The 20,351-nt window shown below is 65.0% G+C and carries 16 protein-coding genes; 11 read left to right on the top strand and 5 right to left on the bottom strand.

The genetic code is table 11. The annotated features are described in order from the left end of the window. Window positions 1–21: 21 nt before the first annotated feature. Entirely contained in the window at window positions 22–552 is a 531-nt protein-coding gene (locus tag N6C22_RS10930; protein WP_261651139.1) for a 50S ribosomal protein L16, read from the top strand. Here N6C22_RS10930 and N6C22_RS10935 read toward each other — a convergent pair. Next, a complete protein-coding gene (locus tag N6C22_RS10935) occupies window positions 542–1,186 on the bottom strand; it encodes a hypothetical protein (RefSeq protein ID WP_261651140.1) in 645 nt (214 codons plus the stop codon). The two genes, N6C22_RS10930 and N6C22_RS10935, sit on opposite strands and share 11 nt — an antisense overlap. A 246-nt stretch (window positions 1,187–1,432) precedes the next feature. Between N6C22_RS10935 and N6C22_RS10940 the strand changes: the two genes are divergently transcribed. Beyond that, window positions 1,433–2,275: a hypothetical protein gene (locus tag N6C22_RS10940; protein ID WP_261651141.1), complete on the top strand. Its 843-nt coding sequence runs from the start codon at window positions 1,433–1,435 to the stop codon at window positions 2,273–2,275. Between the two features lie 757 nt (window positions 2,276–3,032). Here N6C22_RS10940 and N6C22_RS10945 read toward each other — a convergent pair. Then, window positions 3,033–3,569 (bottom strand): hypothetical protein, encoded by a 537-nt coding sequence (locus N6C22_RS10945; protein ID WP_261651142.1) that lies wholly within the window; start codon window positions 3,567–3,569, stop codon window positions 3,033–3,035. Between the two features lie 370 nt (window positions 3,570–3,939). On the opposite strand from N6C22_RS10945, the gene N6C22_RS10950 reads away from it, so the two are divergent. The 6 genes from N6C22_RS10950 (at window position 3,940) to N6C22_RS10975 (ending at window position 11,974) form a co-directional block, all read left to right on the top strand. After that, entirely contained in the window at window positions 3,940–6,261 is a 2,322-nt protein-coding gene (locus N6C22_RS10950; protein ID WP_261651143.1) for a hypothetical protein, read from the top strand. A gap of 160 nt (window positions 6,262–6,421) precedes the next feature. Continuing rightward, window positions 6,422–7,729, top strand: coding sequence for a hypothetical protein (locus tag N6C22_RS10955; protein WP_261651144.1), 1,308 nt, complete (start codon window positions 6,422–6,424; stop codon window positions 7,727–7,729). 600 nt (window positions 7,730–8,329) lie between these two features. After that, on the top strand, window positions 8,330–9,559 hold the full coding sequence (locus tag N6C22_RS10960; RefSeq protein WP_261651145.1) for a hypothetical protein: 1,230 nt from the start codon (window positions 8,330–8,332) through the stop codon (window positions 9,557–9,559). Between the two features lie 124 nt (window positions 9,560–9,683). Beyond that, complete coding sequence (locus tag N6C22_RS10965; protein ID WP_261651146.1) at window positions 9,684–10,715, top strand: signal peptidase I; 1,032 nt, start codon at window positions 9,684–9,686, stop codon at window positions 10,713–10,715. Then, window positions 10,708–11,742 (top strand): hypothetical protein, encoded by a 1,035-nt coding sequence (locus N6C22_RS10970; RefSeq protein ID WP_261651147.1) that lies wholly within the window; start codon window positions 10,708–10,710, stop codon window positions 11,740–11,742. The genes N6C22_RS10965 and N6C22_RS10970 overlap by 8 nt, the downstream gene beginning before the upstream one ends. An 82-nt stretch (window positions 11,743–11,824) precedes the next feature. Beyond that, window positions 11,825–11,974, top strand: a complete 150-nt coding sequence (locus tag N6C22_RS10975; protein ID WP_261651148.1) for a hypothetical protein — start codon at window positions 11,825–11,827, stop codon at window positions 11,972–11,974. Here N6C22_RS10975 and N6C22_RS10980 read toward each other — a convergent pair. After that, window positions 11,961–14,165 (bottom strand): histidine kinase N-terminal 7TM domain-containing protein, encoded by a 2,205-nt coding sequence (locus tag N6C22_RS10980; RefSeq protein ID WP_369684409.1) that lies wholly within the window; start codon window positions 14,163–14,165, stop codon window positions 11,961–11,963. The genes N6C22_RS10975 and N6C22_RS10980 overlap by 14 nt on opposite strands. Window positions 14,166–14,241: 76 nt before the next feature. Here N6C22_RS10980 and sucC point away from each other — a divergent pair, with 76 nt between their 5' ends. Next, window positions 14,242–15,393: an ADP-forming succinate--CoA ligase subunit beta gene (sucC, locus tag N6C22_RS10985; RefSeq protein WP_261651151.1), complete on the top strand. Its 1,152-nt coding sequence runs from the start codon at window positions 14,242–14,244 to the stop codon at window positions 15,391–15,393. Further along, the gene (gene sucD, locus N6C22_RS10990; RefSeq protein WP_261651152.1) at window positions 15,393–16,262 is read left to right on the top strand and encodes a succinate--CoA ligase subunit alpha; all 870 of its coding nucleotides are present in this window, start codon (window positions 15,393–15,395) and stop codon (window positions 16,260–16,262) included. Before sucC ends, sucD begins: the two co-directional genes overlap by 1 nt. A gap of 55 nt (window positions 16,263–16,317) precedes the next feature. Here sucD and N6C22_RS10995 read toward each other — a convergent pair whose 3' ends face one another. Continuing rightward, a complete protein-coding gene (locus N6C22_RS10995) occupies window positions 16,318–18,012 on the bottom strand; it encodes a hypothetical protein (protein ID WP_261651153.1) in 1,695 nt (564 codons plus the stop codon). Between the two features lie 108 nt (window positions 18,013–18,120). Between N6C22_RS10995 and N6C22_RS11000 the strand changes: the two genes are divergently transcribed. Beyond that, a complete protein-coding gene (locus N6C22_RS11000) occupies window positions 18,121–18,357 on the top strand; it encodes a CDGSH iron-sulfur domain-containing protein (protein ID WP_261651154.1) in 237 nt (78 codons plus the stop codon). Here N6C22_RS11000 and N6C22_RS11005 read toward each other — a convergent pair. Then, window positions 18,354–20,237, bottom strand: coding sequence for a hypothetical protein (locus N6C22_RS11005; protein WP_261651155.1), 1,884 nt, complete (start codon window positions 20,235–20,237; stop codon window positions 18,354–18,356). The genes N6C22_RS11000 and N6C22_RS11005 overlap by 4 nt on opposite strands. Window positions 20,238–20,351 lie beyond the last annotated feature (114 nt).

The raw sequence follows: 20,351 nt of genomic DNA on the forward strand, positions 1-20,351 counted from the left end.
AGTCAGTTTTCCGTACTGACCATGTCGGACAAACCTGCCTCGATGTACCGGGAGATTTCCAAGCCCGCGTACACCCGACGCGAGTACATCACGGGAATCCCTGGCTCGAAGATCGCACAGCACAAGATGGGCGACACCGCCTCTGATCCCGACGACTGGCCGGTCCAGATCAGCCTCGTCCTCGAGGAGGAGTGCCAGATCCGCCACGGCTCGATGGAGGCGTCCCGTCTGTCCGCGAACCGTCACCTCATCAAGGAGCTCGGTGAGGGCAACTACTACATGATTCTGCGGAAGTTCCCGCACCACGTCCTGCGCGAGAACAAGCAGGCAACTGGTGCTGGTGCAGACCGTGTTTCTGACGGGATGCGCCAGGCGTTCGGGAAGGTCGTCGGTACGGCCGCCCGCATCCAGCGAGGCGAGCGTCTCTTCACCTGCTGGTGTACGGTCGAGCAGGCTCCCGTCGTCAAGGACGCGTTCCGCCGTGCCTACAACAAGATCTCGCCGCCGTGCCGTGTCGTCGTCGAACGCGGCGAAGAGAAGCTCATCGCGTAAGTTCGTCGTTGTCGCTGACGAACGGCCGCCGTTCACGGGCGTCGAGACGCTTTTTGCGCGACGACCACAGGTGGATGACCGCCGTGCTCGCAAGGACGAGCGTGAACAGCCCAGCGTACGCCAGGCCAGGCAGGCTGGCGAACGGAGCGATACCGGCCCACGCGAGGCCGGCCAGGAAGCCGAACACTGTAGCGAGTCCGAGGTAGAACTCGCTCCAGTGGAGTTCGTCCTCCGGGACGACCTCCAGGTAGACGTCGAACGCGGAGAGGTCGGCCGAGGGCTCGACCGTGCCGCGTGATTTGTCGTACGAGACGATCTCGTGTTTCTGCATCATCGGCAGGTGTGTCTGGACCAGCGACGTGTACACCCGTTTTCGCTGTTTGTAGTCCAGTTCGGACTCGTCGATACCGCATTCCTTGGCAGCGACGTAGCTGGTGAGTTCACGGACCGTGAGTTGCTCGCGTTCGTCGAGCGCCTGGAGGACCAGCCGGCGACGCTGATTGCTCAGCGTGTGGAACACGGTGTCCTGGGTGAGCTGGACACCGGTGTTCCCGTCATCTCCGGACTGCGCCACCGCTGTAGATGGACCCCCGTCCCCCGGCTCCGCGACGACCAGTTCCGTCGATGGAGACATGTGTTTCACTAGTAGTTAACAACGCCGTGAGTAGTCTTAATCTTTCGCTTGAGGGACTCTGGTGCCGAGAATCAGATAGTTCGCTCTCGTTCGGTTTTCCGAACTAAGTGTATCTAAACTGGTTAAAACACGGACTGCACTCCAACGAGGTGGGGCCGTGAGTGCGGGTAATGGTGTCATACCTATACTCTGTTGGAGTGTAATTATCGTGTGAGTGGTCCGTTTCGTGGCCACCGGGGAGACAGCATGCAACAATCAGGCGCATCTACAGCTGGGGGGACGATACTGAACAGTCTACGGAAGCCGGAGTACACCGGGGAGAACCGCTGCATTCCGTGTACCGCGACCAATCTGGCGATAGCGGCGGTACTGACTGCCGGGGCGTTCGTGCTCTGGGCACCGGCCGCCCTCGGCGTCGCGGCCGTCTCACTCGCGATGATCTACTTCCGTGGGTACCTGGTACCCGGGACGCCGGAGTTCACCAAACGCTACTTCCCGGACTGGCTGCTCCGGCTGTTCGACAAGGAGGCGAAGCCGCAGTTCGACGGTGGCGCGTTCGACATCGAATCGTCGCTCATGGAGGCTGGCGTCCTCGTCGAGACGCCCGACGGTGTCGACGTCGAGTTGACGCCCACGTTCGCCGCCGCGTGGGGCGAACGGATGTCCCTGGTCGCCGCCCGCGACGCCGACATCCACGAGTTAGCGGCCCTGCTCGGCGTCGAGGAGGACCGCCTCGCCATCACCGAACACGGCAAAGACTCCTTCATCGCCTGGGTCGACGGCAACTGGCTTGCACAGTGGGAGTCCCGTGCCGCGTTCGTCGCCGACATGGCCGCCGCCAAGGAACTGGAGGCGCGATACGAGAGCTGGCACGACATGCCGATGATGTTCCGCTCGGAACTCCTCGGTGGCCTCCGGCTGTTCGTCGAAGAGTGCCCGACGTGCGGTGGGCCCGTCGACTTCGGCCAGCAGGTCGTCCAGTCGTGTTGCCGGTCCTACGACGTCATCGCCGCATCCTGCCAGGAGTGCGGGGCCCGCCTGTTCGAGACCGAGTTCGACGCTGACGCGCTCGAACCGGAGCAGGCGTAGGCGAGGACCATCCAGCCGACTGTCCGCCCTCCTTCTTTTCTGTTCGTTCCATAACTGACGTGACGACAGCCCACCGAGCGATGCGAGGGGTTGGGTCGGCCCAGCTCACTGAACCGGAACCGCAATCCGGCCATCTGGGCGACGGTGGGAGGCTTGCTGTGTCTGGACTCCCGACACGATGGTGTGTTGGCGTCGACTGCTCCCTCGGAAAGCGGTAGCCAGTAGTCTGGAGCCGGGTTCCGACACTACGAGAGCAGTCCGCTGCCAGGGCTCGTCGAGGGGATTTGCTTCTGGAGTCGGTACCGGGCCAGCTGTCGCTCTCCGGCGAGAGGCTCGTGTTGCCCGCAATGGCACGGGGTGGGCGCAGGGTCGCCTGCGAGGTTCTCCTTGTCTCACCCATCAGTGGAGAGTTGACAGGCCCCGCCGCGCTGGCGCGACCGAACCAACCTGAGCAGGCCACTGCGAAGAGTATCTGTGCAGGGAGTGGCCACTGCGAAGAGTATCTGTGCAGGGAGTGACCACTGCCGAGAGCACCTACGCAGGGAATGGCTACTCTCGAGACTACCTGCGAAGGAACATTCGAACGGCCATCGGACGAGCATCGGTCGGACCGACGTGAACCAGAACCAGCGGCCCACATCTTTGGGAGCTTGAGCCCGCCGAACGGGGCGTTCGAGGGTGGTATGTTCGGTGAACCGCTGCGCTCGGGAGGGCTCGAATCGACGTGATAGAAGCAGAACGCGCTGTTACAGGGCGGTCAGCCGAAGAACTGTCGCCGGAGCGAACCCCGGAACTTCCACAGCTGGACCGCGGTCGAGGCCGCGAACATCGCGAGGAACCCGCTGGCGACCAGGCTCGGGTGGATCTGTTCGACGACGGGAACACCACTCAGCGAGGCGACGACGGCACAGAGGCCGGCGACCCCGAGGCCACGGTAGTACTCCCCCCAGGTGATGCCGTGGCCGGTCGTCACGTCCATGTACTGGGCGACTTCGCGCGCACCCTCGTCGAGCGTGATGAGCTTGCGGTTGCAGTCGTATTCGAGGACGCCGAGCTCGTCGAGTTTCGGCAGGTGCGTCTGATGGAGCGAGATGTAGACCGTCTCGCGGATGTTCCGTGGTGCGGGCGTCTCACCCGATTCGATAGCGGCGATGAGCTCTGAGAGGTCTCGTAACGTGATAGAGCCCGTCGAGCGGTTCAGAACCCGGAGCGTCTCGCGCCGGCGCGAGTTGCTGAGGATCTGGTGGATATCGCACTCCTGTAGTCGATTGCGTCGTGTCGTAACTGGAAACATACTTCCCCCACTGAGCGCTCCCGGGCCCCATGGTCCCGGCTAGCAAGTGCGCTATCTGAGTATACTATCTCTTATATACTTAGATATGGATTTGATACCGTAAATTCCTGTTAAATTGGTGATTTTGCGGCCAAAATCGAGCGACTCCGTCGACTGTAGGTTCGGGCTACGAGCTTCTAACCGGTGATATCCTCGAGGTAACCCAGTGTTCGGGAATCCGATTGGTAGCTTCGATGACCACGAAGCGAATCATAAGTAAGTTGGTACCATCCCAAGATTAGCTCGACCCGTTCCGACCGGTCCTCCGGGGGGAGGCGGGCACACGCAACAGCGATACCAACAACCAACAACCATGACAGAAAAACAATCGATGAAACTGTCCCGGCGCCAAGTTCTCGCCGGGCTCGGAACGATCGGGGTCGCGTCCGCGGGCGCAGGCCTCGGCACCACTGCATTCTACAGTGACCGCGAAGCGCTGGAAGGGTGGCTGGAGGCCGGTCGCGTGGACCTGCGTCTCGACTACCGTACAGTGTACAAGCCCTGGGACCGCTTCGAGCTGACCCGGGCCACCGGCCGCGAGGACAAGGTTCTCGAGAACGGTGCGTTCCTCGTCCCCGAAAGCGACCAGTGTTACGTCGTCGGGCAGGCGCCCGACTGGCGTCAGGACACCGAGGGCTACCCTGTCCTCGTCGGTGAGGAGTGGGCCCGCGTCACCCGAGAGTTCGACGCCTGCGCGCTCACGTACGAACAAGCACAGGACCTCCGTGGCATGGAGCCCCAGGGACTGAAGATCCCCGAGGAGCTCTCCGGCCCGACCTTCCTGCCGGGCTACGTCGACGGCCCGACCGGCATGTTCCAGCACATCGACGACATCAAGCCGCTGGACGAGTGGGAGACCACCTTCTCCGTCCACCTCTGTGGCAACCCGTCGAAGATACGGATGCGCACCGAGCTGACGGCGCCGAAGAACGATAACGGCTCCACGGCGGAGGTAAACGGCCCGTACGGCAACACCGAGAACGGCCGCTTCGAGCCCGAGCGCTCGGCCGGCGACACCACCGACGACGTCGGTGAACTCGGCGACTACATCTACTGTGAGCTGTGGTACGACCCGAACTGCAACAACGTCAAGGACGAGGTACAGCAGGTCTGCATCGAACTCGCTATCGACAACTCCGACTCGATGGCGGAGACGTTCGACAACAACATGGAGAACAAGGACGACGGCATCCGCGAGGGCGCTCTCGCTCTCATCGAGGAGCTGGCCGAGTTCGACGACTCCGACGACACCGACCTCGCGCCGTTCGAGATGAGTGTGACCCTGTTCGGTTCGGCACCCGACGACATGGGTGTCGCAACCCCGATCATCGACGTTCGCAGCGTCTCGCGCACGACCGACCGCGCCACGCTCGAGAACGTCTTCGTCGAGGACGGTGACGAATCGTTCGACACCTCGCTCGGTGACACCGAGGGCACCGTCGCACTCGGCGTCCAGTCCGCAGCAGCGGACCTGGAAGACTGCGAGGGCGCGAAGTTCCTCGTTCTCATCACGAACGGTATCGAGAACCTCGACGGCGCAGAAGAAGCAATCGAGGACGCTGTGATGGACGGCATCACGGTCAAGGCCATCCTGCTCGACCCCGAAGTCCTCGCCGTCGCCGACATCGGTGGCGCAGGCGCAGAAGTGTTCGAATCGGCCAGCACTCAGGATACGCTCGACGCGTTCACCGACCCGATGAGCGACCCGGTCGGCATCATCCCGCAGGTCATCACTGCAGTCGATTCCGACGGTGCAAGCGTCGCCGAGACCTGCATCTACAAGGGTCCGCTCAGCGGTCTCGTCGAGGGTGTCGCCAACGACGGTGGCGTCTACCTCTCGGACGACAACATGCTGTGTGACCCCGGCATCGCGACCTGCTGGGAGGGCGACGCAGTCCACTGTTTCGCACTCCGCTGTGAGCTGCCGTGCAAGCACGAGGAGTTCGAGGCGCTCGACACCTGCATGACGAACGAGGATGGCTCGACGATGAACATGTACGAGTTCCTCAAGCAGAAGTACGATATCGTCGACGTCAACGCGACGCAGACCGACGCGTACCACTACAAGATCGAGTTCGAGGCCGAACAGTGCCGCCACCAGATGGTCCCCGAGACCGTCGCAGGTGAGGGCTTCGGTAGCCTCCAGTTCAGCAACGCCGGTGAGGTCGGGTACTTCGCCCGCATCCGCAACGGTGACGTGAACACCTGGGAGCAGGGTTCCGCCGACAACGCGCCGAACGATGGCGCTGACGTCCAGGACGAGCAGCCGTGGAACGATTCCGACGCATCGGGTTCGTTCCGGCTCTACCACGACGGTGCCGGGAACTTCCAATGGCGTGTCAAGCGTGACGGCGCTATCGAGGAGACCGTCCAGAACGTGGCCGTCGCACCCAACAGCCTGGGTGACCAGCTGACCCTCGACGTCCGCAACGGTGCTGGTGGCGACACCACTGTCAGCAACGTGCGCTACAACAACATGGCGCTCGCCGTCGACACCCAGACTTCGGACTCCTCCGACGTCAACCACATCCTGTTCAACGGTGTGCACCTGTCGAGCGAGTTCGTGATCTCCGGTGACTTCGAGTGGACCGTCACTGGTGCAGGCGCCGACGAGCTGCCCTCGATCACCTTCGAGGCAGAAGCGGCCCCGTGATAGCATAGCCTCCAGACTACCATCGACCCATCGTGGTCTGACGGTATCGCCGGACACGGTGTCCTGGTGACCCGTCCGCGGACCTCGTTTTGCGGTTCGTGACGGCGGTTCGACTCCGCCAATGGGTCCTGCCTCGGGGAGAGGCAACTCCATACATATCATGCAATCAAGACGCTCACAACTCACACGCCGAAAGGTCCTGGCGGGGCTCGGGACTATCGGCGTGGCGGGTGCAGGAGCAGGGCTCGGCACGACTGCGTTCTATAGCGACAGAGAGGTCCTCGAGGGCTGGCTGGAGGCCGGCCGTGTCGACAACATCCTCGACTTCCGGTCGACCTACGAGCCCTGGGACCGCTACGAACTCCACGACGTAGCGCCCGAAGACAGACCGCCGCTCGTCCCGACGGACGACGAGCGCGAGGTGTACCTGCTCGCGGAAGGCCCCGCCTTCCTCGACGCGGAAGGGAACCCGCTCTCGGACGAGTTCTTCGCGAGCGACGTCCGGACGCTGGACGCGTGCTCGCTCGCCGATTCGACCGACCTCAGCATCGGGCTCGCGTCGGAGGACTTCGAGATTCTCAACGCCTTCGGCGTCGACACCGTCCCGGACGACCTGTTCTTACCGGGCTTCGTCGACGGCGAGACGGGTATCTTCCTCGAACTCGACGACGTGAAGCCGAAGGACCTGGGGGCACTCCAGTTCGACATCCACGTGTGTGGGAACCCGTCGCTGGCGTTCCTCTCGGTGGCCATCGACGAGTTCACCAACGAGGCCATCGCCGACAGTCAGGAGAACCAGATCATCGAAGCCGAACAGGAAGCCGGCGAGGTGTTCGGGGCGAACTTCGTGAACGCGGGCTTCGAGATAGACGGCGTCACCGAGAAGCCGGGCGAGCTCCGGGACTTCCTGTACCTGGTCCTGTTGAAGAACGCGACTGGCGTGCTCAAGCCCTTCGACGAGGTGAAAGCGAAGGTGTTCGACGCCGTCAACGGCCTCAACAACGAGGAAGACGTCCTGTTCGCGGGTTCCGCATCCGGGCTGGTCGAGACGCTCATCAACGCAGCCGATGGCCGCATCCAGCTCGAACCGTCGGGCCTCAGCGCCGACGTGGACGCCAAGGGGCTCTGCTTCGACGTGGACGTCCACGGCTACCAGCTCAGCTGGTTCCTCGCCTGTGGCGAGACCGACCCGGCAGCCGAGGGCTTCAGAGATCTGCTCCTGTTCAACTCGTTCACCGAGAACGTGTTCCAGGCCGACGTGCTGGGTGACGGGAACCTGGTCGACGTCCAGGACAACGACATGGACGGCCAGATGACGCTGAACGACGAGCTTCGCGAGCGCGGGTACTACCTCGGCATCAGTGCCCAGACGGCCGACGAGGTCACGGTCGACGTGAACGTGACCCAGACCGACGACCTGCGGCTGGGCTTCAACTTCGACCTCGAGCAGTGCCGCGCCAACAGCTGAACAGGCACACTGCCATCACGCTTTCTCGCCGGTACGGGGTTGTCAGTCTCTCTTGTGGCTGGTCTCTCGATCTCGCGCCTTCTCGGGAGCGACGAAACAGCAGCCGATAGCAATCAACCCTCTGACAATAGCTGCGCTCGGTGAGTGCCGAATCCGATATCGTCGGGAGCACGCTCGTGATCGGGGGCGCTGGTCGGTGACGAACTGTTCAGCGAGAAACCGGGTTACTGCGGCGTATCTAACCGGGGGTTCGGGGGTGAACCGTCCAGACCTATCGAACGTTCACCTGATGGGCTGGATGGGTTACCGCGCAGTAGCTTCAGCATACCTAATGTATCAACGAACATATGAACGAGTGTCAGGGGGAGTCGTGTGTCTTTCCGGCGAGACGCCGGACACCGACCGATGGCACATCGCCACACCACTGGGGAAAACAGACATGACTCGAATAGGGGACGTACGCACTCGCACGACAACCGCAGACGTCTGTGTGTCCGTCGGTCCGTCCAACGGGACGACCGGGCGCACACGCGACGACGCGACTAGCGAACTGCGTTCGACACAGAACGGTGGACGGGACGAGAATCGAGAGGTGACCGCGTGAAAGACAAACGGTCGGTCAGTCGCCGCCAGCTGCTGTACACGCTGGGTGGCGTCAGTGCCATCACTGCCGCGGTCGGGGCGACCGGGACGACTGCGCGTCTCCTCGATGCAGAGCGACTGGGCGGCGCGTTCACCACGGGTGGGCTCGACCTCGACATCTGCTGGCAGGACGGCCAGCTCCACGCCGAGAACACCGAGGCCGAAAGCGAAACCGAAGAGGACGCGAAGACGACCGAAGTCATCGAACCGGGGTTCTGTCCGGAGTTCGTGAACGGGTCGATCATCGAGGTCCAGCTGCCGAAGATCGACGCGGAGAACCGCACCGGTTCGGGCAGTGCTCGCGTACGCTTGCCCGACGACGGGCACAACAACGTGGCGTGGCTGTGGTTCCGCACCAGCTGTCCGGAGAGCCCGTGCACGCAGGTGGGGGACTACTCACTGGCCAACCTGTATCGGGCACTCGACCTTCGGGTGTTCTACGACGTCGACTGCGACGGTGAACCCGAGGAAGGCGAAACCGTCACCATCGCGGAGGGAACCCTCTGTGAGGTCCTCTCCGAACTCCACAGCGGGGTTCGCCTCGACAGTGACCTGAGCTCGGCCGACGAGATCGATTCGTTCACGCCCGGCCAGGAGGTCTGCATCGGCTTCGAATGGGAGCTGACGGCGGACATCTGCATCGAGGGCGGCTCCGAGGCCAGCTTCAGCCTGGAGTTCTACGCCGAACAGGCGCGCCACAACATGGCGATGGAATCGCCGTGGGACGACGAGTGCACCGTCCGCTGCGACGAGGTGTGCCAGGACTGCGTCCAGGGGAAGGGTATCAGCTTCGTCGCCTTCTGCGTGGAAGACGGCGAGCCCCTCCAGGACGGCGACGTCTGCTTCGGCGTCACCGGGACGAACAGCGAGGGTGAGCCGACCAGACTCGCCTGGTATCTCACCCAGGCGGCGCAGGACCGCGGGGTCGACGGTGTCGACTACACCGTCCTGAAGACCGGGAACGGGCCGATGCCCACCGACTTCGCCATCGAGAACTTCTACTCGAACAGCGGCGTCGAGGGCTACGTCACCATCCACGAGGGGACGCCCGGAACCGGCGACCAGCTCCCGCAGAGCCCCTGCAAGGACGGACACACCGGCATCAAGTACGACTACGAACCGGGGTTCGACAGTCCGAACGACCCCTGCGTGCCGGACGACTGGGAGTTCTCGGAGACCCGGGACTGAACAGCAGACAGACGGCCAACCCGCGTGGTACGAGGCCACCAGGGCGGTTCGAGACCGCCCGCGGGCGTCCCTTCGGGGAGAGTATTCCGGGGCGTCACCCGACGCTTCAGGGAAGGGAGTTCACATGACACGAAAGGATTCAAACGACCGGCGATGGCTGATTGGGGGGTCGCTACGGACGGCGATAAACGTCGTCGCACTGCTGCTACTCCTGGTAGTAGTCATCCCCTTCATCATCTATGCGGTTCCGCAGGTCGCCGGCGGCGACCAGAGTTACGTGGTACTGACGGGGAGCATGGAGCCAGCGATCAGCCCCGGTGACGTCGTCATCGTCACGCACGTCGACCCGACCACCATCGAGGTCGGCGACGTCATCATCTACGAGCGGGCGAACATGAACGTCCCGACGACCCACCGGGTCGTCGAACGGACCACGACAGAGACTGGAGACATCGCGTTCGTCACCAAGGGTGACGCCAACGAGGACACCGACAGCGGGCTCGTGACGACGGGTGCCGTCATCGGTGAGATCTCGCTGACGCTCCCCAAGGTCGGCTACGTCATCCAGTTCGTCAACTCCGAGACGGGGTTCCTGGCGCTCGTGCTGGTTCCGTTCGGCCTGCTCATCCTGACCGAGATCTGGTCGCTCATCGGCACCGGACTCCTCGGCCGGAAGGAACAGGACGGTGACGCAGAAGCGAACGAACCGGTAGTGACCGCTGCCGAGGAGAACACGTCCGGTGGTGGCTCAGCCGGCGACGTCGCGACCGCCACTGCAGGTGGTGCGACCGCAGCAGCAGCCATCGAGGACGAGGAAGAGGCCCTCACGTTCACCCGGGACGAACTGCGCATCGGGCTCGGCGTCACGGGCTTACTCGTGCTCTACTCGGGCGTCATGCTCTGGCTGGTCTACAGCCGGATGCTGGGCTTCCAGCAGTTCCTCACGGTCAGCATGATGGGCTTCGTCGCCTCCATCGGCCTGCTCGTGCTGCTCGGGAGCTTCTGGCGACAGTGGCCCGAGGCGACGGAGGAAGCACGCTCGGTCACCGACGGCGGTGTGACGATGGCGGACGAGGACGAGCGACGGGCTGTCATGACCGCACCGGTCAAGTCGCCCGAGGACTCCTCCTCCGTCGGCGGAGACAGCGATGACTGATCTGAAGCGGACGTTGGTCGTCCTGGTCGCCCTCGGTCTGCTCGGTGCGACCATCGGTGGGAGCGGCGGCGCTGCCGCGTTCTACAGCGATACCGAAGGGGCGAACCTGTCGATATTCGGTTCACAGACCGTCTCGGACGTCGAGGCGACCACGGTCGAGGTAACCGGCTTCCAGGCCGAGACCCTGCGCGGCCACGTGTACGCCGCCGACTACGAGAGCGACGTCATCTACGTCGAGATCGTCCGCGCCGCCGACGGGACCGTGACGATGACGTTCACCCGCGAGAAGTCCGACCCGGCTCGCATATACATCGAGGCCTCGCGTCTCGCCGAGGTCCTCGGCGTCTCGGTCTCCACGCTCACCGATGCCGACGTGACCCTCGACGGGGCACGTATCGAGAGCACCGTCTACGAGGCGAAGACCACCGGGCAGGCCAAGAAGTCGGGCGACAGCGGCGAGTACCTCACGTTCGTCATCGATTCGTTCTCGACCAGAACGGTCGAGATAACCGCCACGGAGCCCGAACCGGAGACCGGCGACAATGTGACCGCTGGTGACAACACCACTGTCGGTGACAACGTGACCGCCGGCGACAACGGCACTGTCGAGGATAACTCGACCGTCGGCGACAACAGCACCGTCGGCGACAACACCACTGTCGGCGACAACAGCACCGTCGATGACAACACCACTGTCGAGGATAACTCGACCGTCGGCGACAACACCACTGTCGGTGACAACAGCTCCACCGAGGACAACAGCACCGTGGTCGACGACGGCACCGGCGACAACTCGACCGCGGACAACACGACGGTCGAGGTCTCCAGCAGCGACGACAACACCACCACCAACGAAACGACCGGTACGAGTGCCGGAGACGGGTCGGTGGACGACACGGAGTCGTCCGACAGCACTGGAACCGACACGACAGCGTCGGTGAACACAGATAGCGCGATAGCCGAGGTGTCGTCAGGAACGAAGAGCGTCCTGAGTGAGGAGCCGACGAGCGATGGAGCGCCCGCCTGAACGTCGCGATCCCGGTGACCCTCGTCGCCGTCGGTCGTGGACGCCAGCAATACTCTCCCTGCTGCTGGCGGTGCCGGGTTCGATGTCGAGAGGCGGGACCGGAGCCTCGCGGCGGCGTCTCCGGAGACTCCTCGGGCTCAGAGCGAACGCCCCGAAGCGAAACGCGCTGCTCTTGCTGGTCTACCTGGTGGTCGGCCTGTACCTCGTCGGCCTGCTCGTCAGTCTCCTGTAAGAATTTCGAACCGGGCTCCCGAAGGGCGCGGTTCGACATCGACGACATCTCCGTCGATGCCACCGTCGGTACTCTCGGGTCGTGCGTTACTCCCGTTCGCTGCATCCGCGAGACGGATCTCCCAGTCGTGGGCCTCGACGATGCGCTCGACGATGGCCAGGCCGAGGCCGGTCCCGGACTGTGACCCCGTCACGCCCGGCTCGAACAGCTCGTCTCGGACCGCAGCGTCGATTCCGGGGCCGTCGTCGGCGACGGCGAAGCCGGCCTCGTCGGGAAGGTCCTCCACCACGACTGTCAGGTCCCCCTCGTCACTGTGTTCGATAGAATTGCGGAACAGGTTCTCGAAGACTCGCACCAGCAGACTCCGGTCTGCGGGAACGGTGCTGTCGGTCCGGGTCACCAGCGACGCCTGCGCCGTGTCGACGTTGCTCCAGGCGTCGCGAGCGACGTGCGTTAGTTCGACCGGGTGGCGCTCGGCGATCTCGGTTCCGTCGCGGGCCAGCGCGAGCACGTCGTCGATGATGCGCTCCATCCGGTCGTGGCTCTCCGCCACCTCGTCGACGTACTGGTCGGCCTCACCGTCGACGAGTTCGTCGAGCAGTTCGACGTAGCCCTGGGCGACGTTGAGCGGGTTGCGAAGGTCGTGGCTCACGACCGAGGCGAACTGGTCGAGTCGTTCGTTCGTCTCCGCGAGTTCCCGTTCCCGGCGCTTTCGCTCCGTGATGTCCCGGGAGTTGATGACGACGCCCTCGACCGCGGGGTCGTCCAGCAGGTTCCGGCTGAGGGCCTCGTAGGTGCGCCACTCGCCGTCGGTGTGGCGCACCCGGTACTCGGTTCTGGCGGTGTACTCGTCCTCGTTGAGGCCCGCCTCGAAGACGGCCGCGAGTTCCTCGCGGTCCGCCGGATGGACGTAGGTCAGTGCGTTCGCGCCCGTCATCGCTTCGGGGTCGTAACCGAGGAGCTGTTCAGTCGACGGGCTCTGGTACTCGATGACCCCGTCTTCGTTCACCACGGTCACGAGGTCCGAGGAGTTCTCGATGAGGGTCTTGAACCGTCGCTCGGTACTTCGACGGTCGGTGATATCGCGCAGGACCACCAGCGAACTCCCGGTCTCCGTCCCGAGTGGCGAGACCGACATGTCGACGTATCGGCGGTCGTGGTCGTCGCCGATGACGAGTTCGGTCCTGTCGTCGGCGTCGTCGGTGTCGCCGTCGCGGAGAGCCGCGAGGAGCCCCGCCGCCGCCGGGAGGACCGAGTCGATTCGGTCACCGACCAGGGACGAATCGCGCAGTAGTCGGGTCGCCGCGGGGTTCGTATCGACGATGCGGCCCTGGTCGTCGATGACGAGGTAGCCGTCGCGCATGTTCTCGATGACGGACTCGCGGGCGACCGGGACGACGTCGAGCAGCCGGTAGCGGGCGATGGCCGTCCAGAACGCGAGCCCGGAGAACACGAACAGCGGTGCCGTGAGGTTCACGTTTGCCGGACCGAACCCGACCAGGAACGCAACGTTGAACACGGTCGGGACCGCCGACCCGGTGATGAGCAACGCTGCCTGGCCCCGGTAGACCCCCTGCTTCCGACGGGCCCACTGGACGAGCACCGCTGTCCCGAACAGGATGAGGAGGTAGGAGTACATCGCGTGTACCTGAAACAACGGGCCGAGTTCGCGGGTGAGGAGGGGAAACGGCTCCTCGACGACGCCCGTGTTGTACCAGAAGAGATCGGACTGGCCGAGCGCCAGCACACCCACGACGACGAGCGGTTCGATTACCAGCAACAGGGTCGTCCACGGGCGGAGCCACCGATCCTTCCCGACGTACGAGAGCGCGAACAGCAACCACGCCCCCGGAACGATGACCGCCCCGACGTTCGAGAGCGAGAGCCAGAAGAGCTTCGTGCTTTCGTCGGTCGCGGCGAGCTGGAGCGAGTACGTCCCGGACCAGAACGCCGAACCGAACATGAAGAGCCCGAACAGGAGCAACGTCCGCCGGTGGTCCGGTCGGCCGCGGGCTGTGCGGAGCGCGTGACTCCCCAGCGCCGCTAACACGACCATTGAGAACACGAGCAAACCCACGTATGCGAGTTGCTCGAACGGCATCGATGTCAGAGCGTTCGGGATAGTCTCACCGGACAGCGTCTCTGTCGTCAGAACACTAGCAAGGCCCCGTCTTAATTCCGCCGGCCGCATCGCTTGCCCCGAACACCGGCAAGTGAACGACCGAATCGGCGGGATTTAAGCGGCCGCAGGGCGGGGTTCCGAACGCATGAAACTTCACGAGTACCAGGCGAAGCAGGTCTTCGCCGACGCCGGTATTCCGACGCCGGATTCGACGCTCGCAGACAGCGTCGAGGACGTCGTCGCGGCGGCCGAGGAGATCGGCTATCCGGTCGCTGTCAAGGCGCAGGTACAGGTGGGAGGTCGAGGTAAGGCGGGCGGCATCAAGCTCGCCGAGGACGAAGACGAAGCACGCGAAGCCGCGGAGTCCATCCTCGGGATGGACCTCAAGGGCTTCCACGTCGACAGCGTCCTGGTCGAGGAGGCCGTCGACTTCGTCAACGAACTCTACGTCGGTGTCACGATGGACCGCGGCGAGGGCAAGCCGGTCGCCATGGTCTCGACGAAAGGTGGCGTCGACATCGAGCAGGTGGCCGAGGAGGACCCCGACGCCATCGTTCGCGAACACGTCGACCCCTCCTTCGGGATGCACCCGTACCAGGCCCGCAAGGCCGTCTACGACGCGGGTGTCGAACGCGACGTCGCCATGGACGTGGCGTCCGTGCTCCGCACACTGTACACGCTCTGGGACGACAAGGACGGCGCTGACGCCGAGATCAACCCGCTCATGATCACGTCCGACCGCGAGGTCATCGCGGCCGACGCCGTCATGAACATCGACGAGGACGCGCTGTTCCGCCAGCCCGAACTCTCCGAGATGGAAGAGGAGGCCGCCGCGGGCGGCGACGAACTCGAGCGCAAGGCCGACGAGTACGGCTTCGACTACGTCCGTCTCGACGGGAACGTCGGCATCATCGGGAACGGTGCCGGTCTCGTCATGACGACGCTCGACCTCGTCGACTACTACGGTGGCTCGCCCGCCAACTTCCTGGACATCGGTGGTGGCGCGAAGGCCGAGCGCGTGACGAACGCACTCGACATGGTGTTCTCCGACGAGAACGTCGACGCCGTCGTGTTCAACATCTTCGGTGGCATCACCCGTGGTGACGAGGTCGCCAAGGGTATCAACGAGGCGCTGGAGCAGTTCGACGAGATTCCGAAGCCGGTCGTCGTCCGCCTGGCGGGTACGAACGCCGAGGAAGGTATGGAGATTCTGAACAAGGAACTCGTGACCGTCGAAGCGACGCTGGAGGACGCGGTCCAGCGTACGGTCGAGTTCGCAGACGAGGTGAGCGAATAATGAGTGTACTCGTCGACGACGACAGCAGGGTTATCGTACAGGGCATCACCGGTGGGGAAGGCAAGTTCCACACCGAGCAGATGATGGAATACGGGACGAACATCGTCGCCGGTGCCGTCCCCGGCAAGGGTGGCGAAGAGGTCAACGGCGTCCCCGTCTACGACACCGTCCAGAAGGCAGCCGAGGAGCACGACGCCGACACGTCCGTCATCTTCGTGCCGCCGGCGTTCGCCGCGGACGCCATCTTCGAGGCGCTCGACGCCCCCATCGACCTTGCGGTCGCCATCACGGAAGGCATCCCGACCCAGGACATGGCGAAGGTCAACAAGCGCCTCTCCGAGGTCGACACGCGACTCGTCGGCCCGAACTGTCCCGGCCTCATCACGCCGGGCGAGGCCAAGCTGGGCATCCTGCCAGGTAACATCTTCTCGTCGGGTAACGTCGGGCTCGTCTCCCGCTCCGGCACCCTCACCTACCAGGTCGTCTCCAACCTCACCGACCGCGGCATCGGCCAGACCACCGCCATCGGTATCGGCGGCGACCCCATCATCGGGACGGACTTCGTCGACGCCCTCGAGCTGTTCGAGAACGACCCCGACACCGAGGCCATCGTCATGTGCGGTGAGATCGGTGGCGAGGACGAGGAGGAGGCCGCGGCCTACATCGACGAGCACGTCGACACACCGGTCGCCGGCTTCATCGCGGGCCGCACCGCCCCGCCGGGCAAGCGCATGGGCCACGCTGGTGCCATCGTCTCCGGCTCTGGTACCGGCACGGCGCAGTCCAAGATCGACGCTCTCAACGACGCGGGCGTCCCGGTCGGCGACACCCCCGAGGAGGTTGCGGACCACATCGAGAGCTTCCTGTAAGCTCGCCGCTCTCGCCGTTCATTTCTTCGCGTCGCAGAACTCGAGGAGCCGTGGCTCAGAACAGCCCGCGGAGCCACGCCGAGAACCGGCCGAGGAGACCCGGGCTCGACTCGTTCGTCCCCTCGTCGCCGGGTTCCGCATCGGCCGGGGCAGAGGGCGTGTCGCCCGACCCTGTGCCCTCGTCTTCAATCGCTGGTCCGCCGAGGCTCCCCGCGAGGGGGCCGTCGGTGTTGGTCTCCTCGCTGAGGTCCGGTTCCTCGAAGTCGCCGATGTCGAGGTCCACGTCCGAGATGGACGGGCTGTCCGCCGGTTCGGAATCCGGGTCGGGAGCGTCCTCGGGGTCGCCCGGCGTATCGGTGACATCATCGACGCCAGCAGACTCGGGTGGGTTCGCAGCCGGTGCACTGGCGGGAGCGTCGGTGCTGTCACTGGAGTCGGGAGCGTCGTTGGAGGCAAGACCGTCGCTGGACTCGGTCGCCTTTGCCCCTTCAGACAGCTCGGCCGCTTCGCCAGCCTCGGCCGCCTCGCTCGACTCGGCCGCTCCGGCCGCCTCGACCACTTCGGGTTCCGCTGGTTCGTCCTCGGCGACGTCCGCCGCCGCAACCTCGTCAGTCTCGTCAGCATCGTCGTCCTCGTCCGGTTGCTTCGTCGGGCCGACCGAGGCCGCGGCCGCGGCCAGGTCGGCGACGCGTTTCTCCGCGTCCGGGTCCGGGCCCGTCTTGCTCGCTGATTCCTCGGCCGCGGGCGAGTCGTCGTCTGTCGGAGTGGCCGACGCGCCGTCGATTTCGGCGTCCGGTTCTTCCTCCGCTTCCTCGTCGAACACCTCGTCGACGCTGCCGGATACCACGGTCGTCCGGGGGTTCCCACCGACGAGCCGGTCGCCCGAACCGTCCATGCCGCCCGTGCTGCCGGCCTCGCTCCCGTCGTCCGTACTGACGGTGTGGGAGGACGGCTCTGCCGTCCCATCGTCTTCGATGGTCTCGAACACGTCGTCGACGCTCTCGCCGACGACGGTGGTCGGCTCAGCTGTCGTCTCCGACTCCTCGTTCAGCGGCCGCGAGGAACGGTGGACGCGGGGGCCAGTGCCGAACGATTCCGCGAAGGCGTCGCCCGCGAGGCCGGCGAGTTCGCCCTCGCGGTCCCCCTCGGCCACCGGTTCCGCGAAGTCCGCGGGCTGGTCAGCGGCGAGGAGCGGCCGGCGGAACACCCGGATTCGGTCGCCGTAGCGCTCGCGCAGGCTCGCCAGGTCGTCGTCCGGCAGGAGCACGAACCGCCAACGGCCGTCCTTCTCGGTCAACAGCACGAACGACAGGCCATCGAGCAGTGCCTCGACCGCATCGACCAGCGCCGGGTAGTTCCGCGGCCCGAGCGGATGGTCGGGGTAGCTGAACGTGGTGGACCGCGAGTCGCCCTCGGGGTCGGTCACCGTGAGTTCGAGCGGGTCCCCGTCCTCGACGGAGAGGCCCCAGTCGGCGCGCTCCAGCACCGCCGTGAGCGAGGTGCGGTGGTCGTCTGCCTCCCGGTCGGCGTCGATTCCCCGGTGAGACGCGGCGAGCGCGTCGTGGGTGTGGTCGTACAGGGCCTGTTCTGACGCGTCGTCCAGGGTCTCGTCGAGGCGGTCGGTGAGCTCCTCGGCCGCGGTGTCGCCGTCGAGCCCGTGACGTGTGCAGATGTCGGCGTCATCGAGGCCGAATCCACGGAGTACGTCGACGTACTCACGCAGTCGGTCACTCCGGTCGCGGTCGGTCATCGATTGGTTAGCTATCACGGGGGGTGGATATTAACTGTTGGCAGGCGGAAAGCCAGCGACGGCACCGCCGGGACAACGACTATCACGCTCGGCGGCGGCCGTGGTGGTATGAGCCGCGAAGTGACCCACACCGAGGACCGCCCGTACAAGCTCACGCCGGAGGACATCCACGACGAGAAAGGCGACGTGGCCATCTGTCAGTGCGGGCTCTCCGCGACTCGGCCGTTCTGCGACGGCTCGCACAGGGCGACCCACGACGAGGAGGACGGCGTTCGCTACAAGTACGAGAACGACGACGACGGGGGCGAGCGTCGAGCGATAGAAGAGATCGTCTTTCGCGACTAGAACAGGCCCTTGAGCGCGCCGACGAGCCTGCCGATGATGCCGGGCGACTCGGCCGACTCCTTCGAAGCCGGTTGCTCGGTGGGCTCGTCGTCGGCCTTCGGGCCGTCGGCGCTGTCTCCACCGAAGGTAACGGGTTCGGGACCCTGCGACGATTTCGAGCTTGGCCGGGGTGCCGGTTCTGGCTCCGGTTCGGGCTCTGGTTCCGGCTCCGTGGCCGGTTCGGATTCTTCGGCAGGCTCGGATTCCTGGACCGACTCGGGTTCAGCTGCCTGCATCGGCTCGGGTTCCGGTGCCGAAGCCGCCTCGTCCGCCGGTACTGCGTCAGGCTCGGGTTCCTGGGTCAGTTCGGATGCTCGAGTGGCAGCGGGCTCCGGTTCCGGTTCCGGTTCGGGGTCCCTCGCGGCCTCGTCGGCCGTCTCCGGCTCCGAATCCGTGACGGGCTCCACAGGGGTTGGGGCCGCTGCGGGCTCCGGCTCGTCGTCGACCGTCGGCTGGCTCGACGCTTCCTGCGCCGGTTCGCCGGGGTCGGGCGAGTTCGGCGTCAGGTCCGGGTCGTCCTCGACGGGCTCGGGGTCGGCCATCACGAAGCCACCGTCGTCCCTGTCCCCCGTGGGTTCGGAATCGACCGCAGTGGGCTGCCGTTCGGCCTCGGTGGCCTCCGCTTCCGCCGGGGCCTCGGCGGCCGCGACTGGTTCGCTCTCGTCCGACATCTCGATAGGCTCTGGCTCTTGCGCCGGTTCGGTCTCGGCTGCTGGTGTCTCCGAGGACACCGGCTCTGGTTCTGGTTCCGGTTCCGGCTCTGGGTCCGGTTCGGACTCGGGTACCGGCGGCTTCTCGCTGGGCGATGCCGGTTCTTCGACCTCCTCGGGCGTCGACTCGCTCCCCCCGTCGTCCGAGTCGGTGAAGAGGTCCCGAACGCTCTTCCCGGTCGACTGGACCTCGACCCCGGTCTCGCCGCTGGGGTCGGCCGCGGCCTCCATCTCGGAGAAGATTGAATCGAGCGCCGAATCGTCCGCCGTCTCCGGCTCTGCTGTCTCCTCGGTGGGCTCGTCGTCTTCGCTTTCGAGGTCGACCTCGCTCAGGTCGGCCATCCCGTCGCCGAGCCAGCCCTCCGTCGACTCGTCGACGCCGATGTCGCCGTCGCCCGAGCCCGTCGTCCCCGAACCGCTCGTGCTCGTCGAGGCGGCCTGTTTGTCCGCACTGGTGGCGGCCGACGCGGCCTGGGTGGCGAGTTCGGAGACGAATTGGGCGGGTCGCTGGTCGTGCAGGAGCGGTTCGCCGAACGCTTCGATACCGTCGCCGTAGTGTGATTCGAGGGCATCGAGGCGCTTTCCTTCGAACAGGACGAACCGCCAGCGGTCGTCGGCCCAGTTCGACAGCATCGCGAACGTGAGTGGCACGCCATCGAGCAGCCCTTCCTCGACGGCGGCGATGAGTGCCGGGTAGTTGTGCTCTCCGAGCGAGGTGTCCGGGTACGAGAACGAGGTCGCGCGACGGTTCCCGTTCGGGTCTTCGAGCGCGATTCTGAAGGGCTGTGTCGGCTCGACGCCGGTGTCTATCGGGTTGCCCTCATCGTCGAGGAAGTGGATGTGGAAGCCGTAGGCGCTGAACACCGTCTCGAGTTGCTGTGGGACGACGCGATTCGGGTACTGGCGCGGGGCGTCGATACCCCTGCTCGAGGCCGCCAGGACACGGTGCGTCTGGTCGTACAGGTTGCGCGGTGTGAACTCGTCGTCGTACCCTTTCTCGACGACAGCTTCGACGGAGATGTCATCGGGTGGGTCGCTGAGCCCGTAGACCTCACAGATCTCCGCGTCGGAGAGACCGCACCGTTTCAGGACCGTGATGTGGTGGGAGATGAGATCCTGGGAAGTAACCATACGCAATTTCACCAGTCTCCTACCCTTAGGCGTATCGGCCGTTTCGACCGCTGTCTATGCCATCGACCAGACAGGGTGCAAAATAGTGATACTCGACCAACAGGTTGTGGGCGA

The organism is Haloarchaeobius sp. HME9146 (assembly GCF_025399835.1).
Taxonomy (GTDB): Archaea; Halobacteriota; Halobacteria; order Halobacteriales; family Natrialbaceae; genus Haloarchaeobius.

What these genes read in the sequence shown, in the direction of transcription:
- N6C22_RS10930 (WP_261651139.1), top strand. Translation starts at nt 22, where the DNA reads ATGTCGGACAAACCTGCCTCGATGTACCGGGAGATTTCCAAGCCCGCG.
- N6C22_RS10935 (WP_261651140.1), bottom strand. Translation starts at nt 1,186, where the DNA reads ATGTCTCCATCGACGGAACTGGTCGTCGCGGAGCCGGGGGACGGGGGT.
- N6C22_RS10940 (WP_261651141.1), top strand. Translation starts at nt 1,433, where the DNA reads ATGCAACAATCAGGCGCATCTACAGCTGGGGGGACGATACTGAACAGT.
- N6C22_RS10945 (WP_261651142.1), bottom strand. Translation starts at nt 3,569, where the DNA reads ATGTTTCCAGTTACGACACGACGCAATCGACTACAGGAGTGCGATATC.
- N6C22_RS10950 (WP_261651143.1), top strand. Translation starts at nt 3,940, where the DNA reads ATGAAACTGTCCCGGCGCCAAGTTCTCGCCGGGCTCGGAACGATCGGG.
- N6C22_RS10955 (WP_261651144.1), top strand. Translation starts at nt 6,422, where the DNA reads ATGCAATCAAGACGCTCACAACTCACACGCCGAAAGGTCCTGGCGGGG.
- N6C22_RS10965 (WP_261651146.1), top strand. Translation starts at nt 9,684, where the DNA reads ATGACACGAAAGGATTCAAACGACCGGCGATGGCTGATTGGGGGGTCG.
- N6C22_RS10970 (WP_261651147.1), top strand. Translation starts at nt 10,708, where the DNA reads ATGACTGATCTGAAGCGGACGTTGGTCGTCCTGGTCGCCCTCGGTCTG.
- N6C22_RS10975 (WP_261651148.1), top strand. Translation starts at nt 11,825, where the DNA reads ATGTCGAGAGGCGGGACCGGAGCCTCGCGGCGGCGTCTCCGGAGACTC.
- N6C22_RS10980 (WP_369684409.1), bottom strand. Translation starts at nt 14,165, where the DNA reads ATGCGGCCGGCGGAATTAAGACGGGGCCTTGCTAGTGTTCTGACGACA.
- sucC (WP_261651151.1), top strand. Translation starts at nt 14,242, where the DNA reads ATGAAACTTCACGAGTACCAGGCGAAGCAGGTCTTCGCCGACGCCGGT.
- sucD (WP_261651152.1), top strand. Translation starts at nt 15,393, where the DNA reads ATGAGTGTACTCGTCGACGACGACAGCAGGGTTATCGTACAGGGCATC.
- N6C22_RS10995 (WP_261651153.1), bottom strand. Translation starts at nt 18,012, where the DNA reads ATGACCGACCGCGACCGGAGTGACCGACTGCGTGAGTACGTCGACGTA.
- N6C22_RS11000 (WP_261651154.1), top strand. Translation starts at nt 18,121, where the DNA reads ATGAGCCGCGAAGTGACCCACACCGAGGACCGCCCGTACAAGCTCACG.
- N6C22_RS11005 (WP_261651155.1), bottom strand. Translation starts at nt 20,237, where the DNA reads ATGGTTACTTCCCAGGATCTCATCTCCCACCACATCACGGTCCTGAAA.